Raw genomic sequence first — 11,871 nt, forward strand, 5'->3', positions numbered from 1 at the left:
GTCGGTTGTGAGTGCGGCGACCTTCCGTCGCGCGGAATCGGAGGGCGACGCGTGGCCGCCGGCCCGAGATAGTGGCAGTCACATAGCGAACGCAGGGAAGCGGAGGTTGATGATGCCCGTTGCGATTATCGATCCCACCCGGAGCCGGGTGGCGAACTCGACAGACAGCACGACAGTGGTCCCGATGGTGTCCCCCCGAGTGGCGAGCCTCGCGGGCTTGCGGGTGGGCCTTCTCGAGAACACCAAGCGCAACGCGGCCGAGATCCTCGACGCTGTCGGCGCCCTCCTCGAGGCCGAGCAGGGCGCGGGGACTCTGGTGCGACGTACGAAGAAGCAGTTCGCGATGCCGCTGCCGGACGACATGCTGAACGACCTGCGGCGCGACTGCGACGTCGTCGTCGTGGGCGTCGGCGACTGCGGGTCCTGCAGCGCGGCGGCGGTCGCCGACGGGATCGCCCTCGAGCGGGCCGGCATCCCCACCGCGGTCATCTGCACGGAGGCCTTCGTCGCGACCTCGACCGCGATGGCCGCGCTCAAGGGACGCGCAGACTACCCGTTCCTTGTAACGGAGCATCCGGTTGCGAACCTCGCAGCGGACGGAATCGCCGTGCGCGCGGGTGAGCTCGTGGGCGAGATCGTGTCGCGACTGACGGGCACCGCCGACGAGCGGGCGGCATGAGTACGCAGGCGATCGAGCGCGAACCGATCGAACTCGACCCGGTCGCGGCCACCGAGGTCATTGAACACCTGTACGAGCGCGGCTGGACGGACGGGCTTCCGGCCGTTCCGGCCACGGATGACGCGGTCGCGCTCTTTCTGGAGAGGACCGACCGCGACAGCGACGAGATCATCGCGCGTCACGCGCAGCTCGGCCGCGAGGCAACGGTGCGCGACGTCGCCGTCCATGCGGTCATGGCGGGATGTCGCCCCGAATACTTCCCGGTCGTGGTCGCGGCGTGGGAAGCCCTCGGCGCCGACCGGGCGGCGGGAGGGGGTGGCTGGCAGAGCACGAGCGGGCCCTCCCCACTGGTCGTGGTGAACGGACCGATCCGTGAGCGGTTGGGGATCAACTCGACCGGGGGTGTGCTCGGACCGGGCTTCCGTGCCAACGCGACCATCCCGCGCGCCCTGGGCCTCACGGTGCGCAACAGCTTCGGGATCATCCCGCACGAGCTCGAGCAGGCCACCCAGGGCCTACCCGGACGCTGGCAACTCGGTATCGGCGAGGATGAGGAGGGTTCACCGTGGGAGCCGTTCTCGGTCGACGGCGGGCTCGCCGCGGGTCAGGATGCCGTGAGCGTCATGTTGCTGCGAACGTGCGAGTTCGTCGACAATCGGCACTTCACCGATCCGGTCGAGGTGCTCCGGGACTTCGCCGACACGATTTCGCGATCCGGTACCTGGATCTTCCGCACCGCCTCCGTCGGCATCCTGCTCAACCCCGATCACGCCCGCGTCTTCGCCGAGGCCGGGATGAGCAAACAGGATGTCCGCGAGTGGCTCGTGCAGCACTCGGGCAAGACCGAGGCGCAGCTGGCAGCCGTCGGCAAGGCGCAGAGCCGCCACGCCGACGGGCCCTTCGACGACGACCACTTCCATCCGGTCTTCGCCGACGCAACCCCGCAGAGCCTGCCGATCATCGTGGCCGGGTCGCGGAACGCGGCGATGTCGATGGTCCTGCGGGTCTTCGGCACCTGGTCGGGACAGGCGTTCCCGATCGATTCACGACGAGAGGACCGCGACCGATGAGCACAGAAGAGAACTGGGAGACCCCGGTCTCGGATCCGTTGGCGAGTGCCCAGGCGCCGTGGCTCGAGGGCAAGGTCGCCCTCGTCGCGGGCGGCGGGTTGAGTGGGCCTCTCGGTGGTGTGGGGTTCGCCCTCGCCTGGCTGTACGCCCGCAACGGGGCAGCGATCGCGGTTGTGGACCGCGATGAGGCCGCCGCGGCGCGGACGGTCGAGGCGATCCGCTCCGCGGGCGGGCAGGCCGAGGCGTTCCTCGCCGACCTGACCGACCCCGATTCCACAACCGCGGCCATCGACGCCGCGCACGAGCACTTCGGGCGGCTCGACGTCGTCGCAGACTCGGTCGGCGGCACGGGGGTTCAGCCGATCTTCGAGGCCACCGAAGACCAGTGGGACCTCGCGATGGACCTGAATCTGAAGTCGGTCTGGTACGTCCTGCGCGCCGCGCAGAAGCACATGACCCGTGGCGGAGCGATGGTGACGATCTCGTCGGGCGCCGCGGAGGGTCGCGGGCCGGGCATGCCGTACAGCATTGCGAAGTCCGCGCTCGAGAAGCTCAGCGTGGGCGCAGCCGGGACGCTCGCGGATCGAGGCATCCGTGTCAACTGCGTTCGCGTCGGGATGATCTGGGGTGCGTTCGCCGCGCGCGGCATGACGGAAGAGCAGCGCGAGTTCCGTCGCCAGAACGTCGCCATGCAGACCGAGGGTAACAACTGGGACATCGCCGCCGCCGCATTCTTCCTGACGACCGACCAGTCCCGCTGGATCACGGGTCAGGTGCTGTCGGTCGACGGCGGGGGCAACAAACCGCAGAACACCGGTTCTGCGGGCGGCACTCGGCCTCCGAAGGCGAACTGAGGTTCGGGCCGCGCTTCAGGCGCGGCGCGCGGCGTCGATTCGCGCGGCGTCGATTCGCTCGGCCTTGTTTCTTTCGGCCTGGAGGCGTTCGGCCTCGTCGCCGCCGACCGCTTCCCCACGCGCGACGAGTCCCGCGACATCCGACAGCGGAATCTGCTTGAGGAATAGCGACAGGACGAACGCCAGGCCGATGAACGGCAGCAGGTACCAGAAGACGGGTGCCAAGGCGTCCGCGTAGGCGGTGACGATGCCGTCGCGCACATCGTCCGGCAGGGTGGCGAGAACACGGGGGTCGATCGTCGCCGTCGAGTTCGCGGCATCCTCGGGTGAGGCGCCCGCCGCGGTGAAGACGTCGGTCAGGTTCTGCGTGAGCCGGTTGGTGAAGATCGCACCGAAGACGGCCACGCCGAGGGCGGCGCCGACCTCGCGGAAGTAGTTGTTGGTGCTCGTGGCCGTGCCGATCTGGGCCGACGGTACCGCGTTCTGGACGACGAGGACGACGACCTGCATGATCAGGCCGAGTCCCGCGCCGAACACGAACAGGAAGACGCAGATCAGCCAGATGGGCGTCGCGGCGGTCAGCGTCGTCAGCGCCACCATTGCGGCCGCGGTCAGGAGTGTCCCGACGATCGGGAAGATCTTGTAGCGCCCGGTGCGGGTGATCAGCAGCCCCGACGCGATCGAGGTGCCGATGAGGCCGATCATCATGGGCAGCATGAGCAGTCCGGATGCCGCGGCGGACGTCCCGGACGACATCTGCAGGAACGTCGGGATGAACCCGATCGCCGCGAACATCCCGAGACCCAGCGTGAGCCCGATCGCGGTCGCGTTCACGAAGATCGGGTTGCGGAACAGGCTCAGCGGGATGATCGGGTCCGCCGCCCGCGCTTCCGTGACGACGAAGGCGACGGCCGCGGCCAGGAGCCCCACGCCCCAAGCCCACGTCTCGAGGGCGGCCCACCCGTGAGCCGAGTCGCCACCGAAGTCCGTGAAGAAGATCAGGCAGGTCGTGGCGATCGAGAGGAAGAGGACCCCCAGCACGTCGATGGGTGCGGTGGCTTTCTTGCTCGGCAGCGTCAGGGCGCCGAGGGCGATCCCGAACGCGGCGATACCCACCGGGATGTTGATCCAGAAGGCCCACTGCCAGGTCAGGTGGTCGACGAAGAAGCCGCCCAGGAGGGGCCCGCCGACGGCGGCGAGACCGAAGACCGCACCGAGGACGCCGAGGTACTTGCCGCGCTCACGGGCCGGCACGATGTCGGCGATGATGGCCTGCGACAGGATCATCAGTCCGCCGCCGCCGAGACCCTGCATGGCACGGAAGACGACGAAAGCCCAGAAATCGGTCGTCAGGGCGCAACCCACCGAGGCGAGCGTGAACAGCGCGATCGCGAGCAGGAACAGGTTGCGGCGGCCGAGGACATCGCCGAACTTGCCGTAGATCGGCATCACGATCGTGGTCGCGAGCAGGTACGCGGTCGTGATCCACACCTGGTGTTCGACGCCGCCGAGTTCGCCGACGATCGTCGGCATCGCGGTCGAGACGATGGTCTGATCGAGGCTCGCAAGCAGCATGCCCGCCAGCAGCGCGCCGAAGATGATCCAGATGCGCCGCTTGGTCAGCAGAAAGGGCGCGGGGATGGTCTGAGACATGCGATCCGTTCGGGTCAGGCGGCGAAGAAGGCGCGGGCGATGGCGAGTTTGCGCATCATCACGGTTCGGAAGTCTTCGCCCGTGTCGGCGAAGTATTCGGACACGGTCGGACGGATGAGTGCGGTGATCAGCTGTACGGCGATCGCGGCACGCGGATCATCCTCCGCCCACCCCTCGCGGCGGGCCACGAGTGCAGCGTCCTCACGCTCGCCGATCGCGGCGATATCGAGCAGGTGCTGCACGAGTTGCGGGGCGCGGGTGAACGCCGCGACGAGTGCGGGTACCTCCGCTGGGCTCATGTCCATCCGCTCCCAGCGGGCGATGTGCAGCTCCGCCACGGCATCGAGAACGTCCTCGCGCGAAGCGAGGAAGGCCTCGTCGAGGTCCGAGATGTCGGTCCGTGCGGCGATGCCGAGGACGGCGTTCTCTTTCGACGCGAAATAGTTGAAGAACGTGCGGCGGGACACCCCCACCTCACTGCAGACTTCTTCGACCGTGAATCCGCCCAAGCCGCGCTCGGCGGTCAGCCGCCGCGCCTCCGCCCGCAAACGTCGCGAGGTCTCCGCCAACTGACGGCTACGCAGAGACTCGGGTGCACTATCCATCACAGAGTGCATTGTTGCACAAACGATGTACTAGTGCACACAACCGGGGGACGTCGCCTCAACCAGAAGGCGGTGAGCCATCGGTCCCGATCGTTCACGTCGGCGATCGGTGCGCTTCACGTGAGTGGTGCCCGTCGTTCACGTTGACCCCGCAACGTGAAATCTCCGTCCGAACGCGCAACGGAGTGGAGGCGGGAATGAGTCCGGAACCGACGCCGGTCGTGGCCTGGGTGGAGTCTCCGCTGCAACTGGTCGGCGCGGCGGAATGGGCGGCGGCGCATCGGCGCCGTGTGCCCATCGCGGGACGTCTGACGCCGCAGATGCCCGAGACGGCTGACGAACTCATCGCGCGGGGTGCGCTCTTCGGGCAGTGCGCGCCCTACCTCGGCATTCCGTGGAATCTTCTTGCACGACACAAGCACTGGCTCGTCGGCGACGGATTCTCGGGGCAGTTCCGTCTCGCCGCGAGCATCCTGCGCCCGCAGCGCATCACGTTCCTGGACGACGGGGCCAATGCCATCGCGTTCGCCGACACACTCGTGGGTCGCCGCCCCTTCGCTCGGCCCGGTGTCTCCGAACACGGCCTCGGCGCGAGGGTGGCACCGTTCGCGCTGGACCAGATCGCGGGTCGCGCCCGGTCTGGGCAGGTCGACTTCTTCACGGCTTTCGACTTCGGCGAGGAACGCTCGAGCGAGCTCGACGAGCACGGCTACCGGGTGGCTCGCCACGCCTTCGAGTGGACCCGCCGCACCGCGCGTGCGTTCGTCACGACGACCGCCGGACGCGTCCTGCTCGGCAGTGCTCGCCCCGTGGACGGACGGATGCCGCTCGCGGAATATCTCGAGTGGGTTCGGGTCGAGGCATCCCGAGCACCCGTCACCTACCTGCCGCACCGACGTGAGCCGGAAAGCCAGCTCGTCGCCGTCGCGGCGATTGCCGGGGTGCACCTGGACCGGCAGTCGCTGCCCGTCGAGATGGTGCTGGCGGGCGCGATCGAGCGGCTCGACATCGTGACGTTGCCGTCTTCGACGACGACGACGTTGCCGCTTGTGCTGCGGCCGGACTGTGCCGTTCGCAGCGTCGCGCTGCGGAGCGGGGCGTCGTGAGCGAGGGCGTGAGCGACGTCGTGAACGCGGCGAGGGGCGAGGTCGTCGCGATCATCCCGGCGCGCGGGGGGTCGAAGGGCGTGCCGCGCAAGAACGTGCGTCGTGTCGGGGGAGTGCCGCTCGTCGGCCGAGCGGTAGCCGCAGCCCGGGCAACCGCATCCATCGATCGGGTCGTGGTCTCGACGGACGATGCCGAGATCGGGGCCGTCGCCGAGGAATGGGGCGCGCAGGTCGTCGCCCGCCCGGCCGATCTCGCCGGCGACACGGCCACCAGCGAGAGCGCGCTCCTGCACACCCTCGACACCCTCGCGGAAACGGGTGTCGAGACCGACATCCTGGTCTTCCTGCAGGCGACGTCGCCCTTCATCGATCCGCGCGATCTCGATCGCGCCATCGGGCTCGTGCGGGACGGATCCTTCGACTCCGTGTTCTCGGCGATCGAGACCTACGGATTCCTGTGGTCGGCGGATGCATCCGGCATCGCGCGCGGAGTCAACCACGAGTCGAGTACGCGGCCGAGACGCCAGGACCGTGAGCCGCACTACCTCGAGACCGGTGCGTTCTACGTCATGCGCGCACCCGGCTTTCGCGGGGCCCGCCACCGGTTCTTCGGGCGGGTCGGGGTTGTGGAGGTCGCCGAGCGCTCTGCCCTCGAGATCGACACGGAAGAGCAGTTGTCCCTGGCGATGGTGACGGCGAGCGCGATCGCTCCGCTCCTGCATGACGTCGGCGGTCAGCCCGGGTCGATCGATGCCGTCGCCGTCGTGACCGACTTCGACGGCGTGCACACCGACGACACCGCCACGACGGATGCCGAGGGTCGTGAAACGGTGCGCGTGAGCCGGTCGGACGGCATGGGTGTCGCCGAACTCCGACGGGCCGGCATCCCGGTGCTCATCCTCTCGACCGAGACGAACCCCGTCGTGTCGGCACGCGCGCGCAAGCTGCGGGTGGACGTGCGGCAGGGCGTCGACGACAAGGCGGCCGCCCTGATCGAGTGGGCGGCCGAAACCGGCGTACCGCTCTCGAGCGTCGCCTACGTCGGCAACGACATCAACGACCTGGCCTGCCTGAACCTCGTCGGTTGGCCCGTCGCCGTGCCCGACGCGCACCCCCTCGTGCTCGCCGCCGCGCGCGTCGTGCTCACACGGGCGGGAGGAGACGGCGCGGTCCGCGAACTCTCCGACCGCGTTCTGCGATCACTCATCCCCATCGAAAGGCAGAGAACATGACGGTAAGCATCGGATCGCGCGTGATCGGCGGCGGTCGACCCGCTTACGTCATCGCCGAGATCGGTCTGAACCACAACGGCGATGTCGAGATCGCCAAGCAGCTCATCGACGTCGCGGCGGACGCCGGTGTGGATGCGGTGAAGTTCCAGAAGCGCACCCCCGAGATCTCCACCCCCGTGCACATGCGCGACACACTCCGCGAGACGCCGTGGGGCACGATGACGTACCTCGACTACCGCTATCGCGTGGAGTTCACACGCGAGCAGTACGTCGAGGTGTCGGACCACGCGCTGCTCAGAGGGCTGGATTGGTTCGCTTCGCCGTGGGATGTGCCGAGCGTCGCGTTCCTCGAGGACCTCAACGTCGTGGCGCACAAGGTCGCCTCTGCCTGCCTCACCGACATCCCGCTTCTGCAGGCGCTGCGCGACACGGGCAAGCCGATCATCCTCTCGACCGGGATGTCCACGATCGCCCAGATCGACGCCGCGCTGGAGGTGCTCGGCACGGACCGACTCGTGTTGCTGCACGCCACGTCGACGTATCCGATGGAGCCGGACGAGGCCAACCTCCGCGTCATCCCGACCCTTCGCGATCGTTACCCGGGTGTTCCCGTGGGCTACTCGGGACACGAGCGCGGGCTGCAGATCTCGGTTGCCGCGGTGGCGCTCGGCGCCGTCGCGGTCGAGCGCCACATCACACTGGACCGCACGATGTGGGGATCCGATCACGCCGCCTCTCTCGAACCGGCGGGGCTGCAGCATCTCGTCCGCGACATCCGGATCATCGAGCAGGCGCTCGGCGACGGTGTCAAGCGCGTCTTCCCGGGCGAGCAGGCGCCCATGGCGAAGCTGCGGCGAGTGTTGACATGAGAGTCGTGTCCTGACGTGAAGGCTCGTCCGTGAGCGCGGGTATGCTCCGGGTCGTCGCGCTCGCCGACACCGATTCGTACGTGAAGTGGGCGGCGGCGCTGCTCGGCTCGCTACCCGCGGGAACGGATGTCCGGTTGCTGATCGTCGAGACCGCGCTGGTCGTCAGCCCGGCACAACAGGCGGCGGCACTGGACGGGAGTGGGCTCGATCCGGCGCGGGTCCGACGCATCGTGTACGACGATCTCTCGGGCGCGCTCGGTGAGCTCGCCCCGGATGCCGTGCTGGTGGCCGCTCGCGGGCCCGTCGTGCGTGTGCTCACCGCCCTCGTCGCCGCGCTCGATCCGCGTCCGGTGATCGTGTCGGGGCTGCCCGGCATTTCGATCCCGGCCACGACGGCGGCCATGGTGCACCGCACCCAGTGCGATCTTTTCGTGCTGCACTCGACGCGCGAGATCGCGGCGTTCTCGGCACTTGCGCGACAGCGCGGTCTGACCCAACGTTTCGCGCTGGCGGGGCTGCCCTTCGCGAGGGCGGGGCGGCCAACGCTCCGTGAGCGATCAACGCTCCGTGAGCGATCAACGCTCCCTGAGCCTGTCGAAGGGCGCGCCGGTGTCGTCGCTTCGACAGGCTCAGCGACCGTGCCTCGGGGTACCGACCTGGTTTTCGCTTCACAGGCGATCGTCCCGCGCGAGCGCATCGACCGGATGCGTGTCGCCCGCCTCCTGGTCGAGGCGGCGCGTGCCGACCCCGGCAGGCGCGTCGTCGTCAAGGAGCGCGCCGTCGCGGGCGAGCATCAGACGCACGCCCAGAAGCACGGCTACCCCGATCTTCTGCGGCGGATGGGCCCGCTGCCGGCGAACCTCGTCATCTCGACCGACTCGATGGCTCGGGCCCTCGATGCGGCCGAGGGACTGGTCACCGTCAGCTCCACGGCCGCGATCGAGGCGATCGCCCGCGGCATCCCGGTGATCGCGCTCGACACGTTCGGCGTCGACGACTCCCTGATCAACACCGTGTTCGTCGGGAGTGGTCTGCTCGGATCCGAGGACGACGTGGTGCGGAGGGACTTCCGGCTGCCGCCCACCGAGTGGCTCAACCGCAACTATTTCCACGATCCCGTCGACGAGGACTGGATCGCGGAGCTCGTGCAGCTGGTCGAGCTTCGTCGCGCGGGGGAGTTGCCCGCGAAGCCCGGTCGGGCACGTCGCGGCGGACGGCTGCGGGATGTCTGGGAGCGGCGGATGGCCCTCGGTTCCCGCGACCGCTCGCTCGCGGGCACGGTCGTCTGGATCATCGGTGTTCCGTCCCGCGTCGTGCTGCGCCCGATCCTGCGGCCCTACTACCGGCGGCGACTCGAGTCGGCCTGAGCGGAGTCCGTCCGGGGCGGTGCGGTCGTCGCGCGCGGCACCAGCCGGGTCGGCAACACGAGATGCGTGGCGGGCAAGGGCTCCCCGTTCAGGAGCAGCACGAGCATCTTCGCCGCCTCCGCCCCCAGCCGGCGCATCGGCTGACGGATCGTGCTGAGGGGTGAGGAGAACTGGGACGCCTCGGGGATGTCGTCGAATCCGATGACCGAAAGGTCGCGCGGCACCTCGAGCCCGATCTGATGCGCCACCTCGAGGATCGCGATGGCCGAGAGGTCGTTTGCGGCGAAGATCGCCGTCGGAGGGCGGGGAATGCGCAGCAGCGCCATCGCGGCGTCGCGCGCGGTGCGCGGGTGGTACATGCCGACACGCGTCAGATGGGGGTCGTACGTGATGCCTGCCTCGCTGAGCGCGAGCCGGTACCCCGATTCGCGCAGCACGGCGGAGCGCAGGTCCGGGCGCCCGGCGAGAAAGCCGATGCGGGTGTGCCCGAGTTCGACGAGATAGCGCGTCGCCATCCGTGCGCCCTCGAGGCTGTCGGATTCGACGGTCGGCAGGTCGGCGCGACCCGTGTGCGGGTCGATCGCGACGAGGGGGATCTCGGATGATGCTCCCACGACGGTCGGCGTGACGATGATCGCGGCGTCGATCAGTGTGCCGCTCAGGCGCGACAACGAACGGCGCTCCCAGCCCTCGCTCTGGCCGTGCTTCGAACCGCTGTACGCGAGCAGATCGAAGCGGGAATCGCGAAGCGCGAGTCCGACGCCCTTCAGAATCTCCGCGCTGAAGGGTTCGAAATCGGCGACCAGCACGCCCACGACGCCGGTTGCCCGCGAGCGCATGCTGCTTGCCACGAGGCTCGACTCGTACCCGAGTTCGCGCACGACCTCGTTGACGCGCTCGACCGTCGCGCTGGCGACGCCGTAGCGACCGTTCACCGCCTTCGAGACGGTCGCGACCGAGACGCCGGCCGCTTTCGCGACGTCGTGGATCGTCGTTCGCTTGCTCACCGGCTCACCGTAGCGCACATGGAAACTGTTTTCGAAAACGTTTGACGATCTCAGACCGGCTTGTAACACTGGGGCACCGTACCCCAGGGCATCGCGCAGCGTGGTCGATGCCACTCAATGAAGAGAACAGGTGAATCACATGAAGCCTTCCAGGATCCTTGTGGGATCAGCAGCAGTAGTTATCGGCGCTCTCGCGCTCAGCGGTTGTAGCGGTGGCGGCTCCGGCGGAGACGACGGAGACGTGGCCATGACGCTGTGGCACAACAGCACGACCGGACCCGGCTCGGAGTTCTGGGACACGACGGCCGCGGCTTTCGAGGCAGACAACCCCGGCGTCACGATCGAGGTTCAGACCGTTCAGAACGAAGACCTCGACGGCAAGCTCCAGACGGCGCTCAACTCGGGCGACGCCCCCGACATCTTCCTGCAGCGAGGCGGCGGCAAGATGGCGGAGATGGTGCAGGCCGGGCAGCTGAAGGACCTCACCGACGGCCTCTCGGGCGCCGCGGTCGACGAGATCCCCGAGACCGCCTACGACGCGAGCATGATCGACGACAAGATCTACGCCCTCCCCGTCGCCGTCCTGCCGGGTGGACTGTTCTACAGCCAGGACCTCTTCGACGAGGCCGGGATCACCGAGAACCCCACCACGATCGAAGAGTTCGACGCGACGGTCGAGCAGCTGAAGGGCGCGGGCATCGCGCCCATCGCTCTCGGCGCGAAGGACGCCTGGCCGGCCGCGCACTGGTACTACTGGTTCGCGCTGCGCGAGTGCAGCACCGAGACGCTCCAGTCGGCGGCCGACGACCTCGACTTCAGCGATGAGTGCTGGATCACGGCGGGCGAAGACCTGCAGGAACTCGCCGCCCTCGAGCCGTTCAACCAGGGATTCCTGACTACCTCGGCCCAGCAGGGTGCAGGTAGCTCGGCGGGTCTGATCGCCAACCACCAGGCGGGCATGGAACTCATGGGCGCCTGGAACCCGGGAGTCATCGCGGGTCTGACGCCGGACGAGCAGCCGCTGCCCGACCTGGCCTGGTTCCCGTTCCCCGAGGTTCCGGGTGGCGAGGGTGAGCCCGGCGCGATCATGGGCGGTGTAGACGGCTACTCCTGCTCGGTCGATGCTCCCGACGCGTGCGTCGACTTCCTGAACTACCTGGGCACCGCCGAGGTGCAGACGAACTACTACAAGGCGTTCAACGCTCCGCCGGTCAACACGGTGGCGCAGGAGGCCGTGACCGAGCCCTACCTGCAGCAGATCATCGAGGCGTACAACGCGGCCCCGTTCGCCCCGCAGTGGCTCGACACGAGCTACGGGCAGAACGTCGGCAACGCTCTGAACGTCGCGGTGGTCGACATGCTCGCGGGCAACGGTTCGCCCGAGGACATCGTGCAGGCCGTCAACGACGCCGCAGCGCGGGCCTAAGGC

General features: G+C 68.6%; 11 protein-coding genes. 8 read left to right on the forward strand and 3 right to left on the reverse strand.

Annotated elements, in window-relative coordinates; genetic code table 11:
• Positions 1-184: 184 nt before the first annotated feature.
• From ACIQ0W_RS08100 to ACIQ0W_RS08110, 3 genes are read left to right on the forward strand one after another with little or no spacing between them, the layout of a single operon-like run.
• Positions 185-679 carry a UGSC family (seleno)protein gene (locus tag ACIQ0W_RS08100; RefSeq protein WP_396642252.1) on the forward strand — a complete coding sequence of 165 codons (495 nt, stop codon included), beginning with the start codon at positions 185-187 and terminating at the stop codon, positions 677-679.
• Positions 676-1,749 carry a hypothetical protein gene (locus ACIQ0W_RS08105; protein WP_396642253.1) on the forward strand — a complete coding sequence of 358 codons (1,074 nt, stop codon included), beginning with the start codon at positions 676-678 and terminating at the stop codon, positions 1,747-1,749. Before ACIQ0W_RS08100 ends, ACIQ0W_RS08105 begins: the two co-directional genes overlap by 4 nt.
• Complete coding sequence (locus ACIQ0W_RS08110) at positions 1,746-2,603, forward strand: SDR family NAD(P)-dependent oxidoreductase (protein WP_396642254.1); 858 nt, start codon at positions 1,746-1,748, stop codon at positions 2,601-2,603. Before ACIQ0W_RS08105 ends, ACIQ0W_RS08110 begins: the two co-directional genes overlap by 4 nt.
• Before the next feature lie 15 nt (positions 2,604-2,618).
• Here ACIQ0W_RS08110 and ACIQ0W_RS08115 read toward each other — a convergent pair whose 3' ends face one another.
• A complete protein-coding gene (locus ACIQ0W_RS08115; protein WP_396642256.1) occupies positions 2,619-4,256 on the reverse strand; it encodes an MDR family MFS transporter in 1,638 nt (545 codons plus the stop codon).
• Between the two features lie 14 nt (positions 4,257-4,270).
• Entirely contained in the window at positions 4,271-4,861 is a 591-nt protein-coding gene (locus ACIQ0W_RS08120; protein ID WP_396642257.1) for a TetR/AcrR family transcriptional regulator, read from the reverse strand.
• Positions 4,862-5,058: 197 nt separating this feature from the next.
• Between ACIQ0W_RS08120 and ACIQ0W_RS08125 the strand changes: the two genes are divergently transcribed.
• The 4 genes from ACIQ0W_RS08125 to ACIQ0W_RS08140 are packed head-to-tail and all read left to right on the forward strand — an operon-like array spanning position 5,059 to position 9,435.
• On the forward strand, positions 5,059-5,967 hold the full coding sequence (locus ACIQ0W_RS08125; RefSeq protein WP_396642258.1) for a hypothetical protein: 909 nt from the start codon (positions 5,059-5,061) through the stop codon (positions 5,965-5,967).
• On the forward strand, positions 5,964-7,199 hold the full coding sequence (locus ACIQ0W_RS08130; protein ID WP_396642259.1) for a cytidylyltransferase domain-containing protein: 1,236 nt from the start codon (positions 5,964-5,966) through the stop codon (positions 7,197-7,199). Before ACIQ0W_RS08125 ends, ACIQ0W_RS08130 begins: the two co-directional genes overlap by 4 nt.
• On the forward strand, positions 7,196-8,068 hold the full coding sequence (locus ACIQ0W_RS08135) for an N-acetylneuraminate synthase family protein (RefSeq protein WP_396642260.1): 873 nt from the start codon (positions 7,196-7,198) through the stop codon (positions 8,066-8,068). Before ACIQ0W_RS08130 ends, ACIQ0W_RS08135 begins: the two co-directional genes overlap by 4 nt.
• 29 nt (positions 8,069-8,097) lie before the next feature.
• A complete protein-coding gene (locus ACIQ0W_RS08140; RefSeq protein ID WP_396642262.1) occupies positions 8,098-9,435 on the forward strand; it encodes a DUF6716 putative glycosyltransferase in 1,338 nt (445 codons plus the stop codon).
• Here ACIQ0W_RS08140 and ACIQ0W_RS08145 read toward each other — a convergent pair.
• A complete protein-coding gene (locus tag ACIQ0W_RS08145; RefSeq protein WP_396642263.1) occupies positions 9,408-10,442 on the reverse strand; it encodes a LacI family DNA-binding transcriptional regulator in 1,035 nt (344 codons plus the stop codon). The genes ACIQ0W_RS08140 and ACIQ0W_RS08145 overlap by 28 nt on opposite strands.
• Positions 10,443-10,581: 139 nt before the next feature.
• Between ACIQ0W_RS08145 and ACIQ0W_RS08150 the strand changes: the two genes are divergently transcribed.
• Entirely contained in the window at positions 10,582-11,868 is a 1,287-nt protein-coding gene (locus ACIQ0W_RS08150) for an ABC transporter substrate-binding protein (RefSeq protein ID WP_396642264.1), read from the forward strand.
• Positions 11,869-11,871 lie beyond the last annotated feature (3 nt).

The organism is Microbacterium sp., assembly GCF_044340635.1.
GTDB lineage: Bacteria > Actinomycetota > Actinomycetes > Actinomycetales > Microbacteriaceae > Microbacterium.

Coding starts and splice junctions, on each gene's coding strand:
- ACIQ0W_RS08100 (WP_396642252.1), top strand. CDS start 185: ATGGTGTCCCCCCGAGTGGCGAGCCTCGCGGGCTTGCGGGTGGGCCTT.
- ACIQ0W_RS08105 (WP_396642253.1), top strand. CDS start 676: ATGAGTACGCAGGCGATCGAGCGCGAACCGATCGAACTCGACCCGGTC.
- ACIQ0W_RS08110 (WP_396642254.1), top strand. CDS start 1,746: ATGAGCACAGAAGAGAACTGGGAGACCCCGGTCTCGGATCCGTTGGCG.
- ACIQ0W_RS08115 (WP_396642256.1), bottom strand. CDS start 4,256: ATGTCTCAGACCATCCCCGCGCCCTTTCTGCTGACCAAGCGGCGCATC.
- ACIQ0W_RS08120 (WP_396642257.1), bottom strand. CDS start 4,861: ATGGATAGTGCACCCGAGTCTCTGCGTAGCCGTCAGTTGGCGGAGACC.
- ACIQ0W_RS08125 (WP_396642258.1), top strand. CDS start 5,059: ATGAGTCCGGAACCGACGCCGGTCGTGGCCTGGGTGGAGTCTCCGCTG.
- ACIQ0W_RS08135 (WP_396642260.1), top strand. CDS start 7,196: ATGACGGTAAGCATCGGATCGCGCGTGATCGGCGGCGGTCGACCCGCT.
- ACIQ0W_RS08150 (WP_396642264.1), top strand. CDS start 10,582: ATGAAGCCTTCCAGGATCCTTGTGGGATCAGCAGCAGTAGTTATCGGC.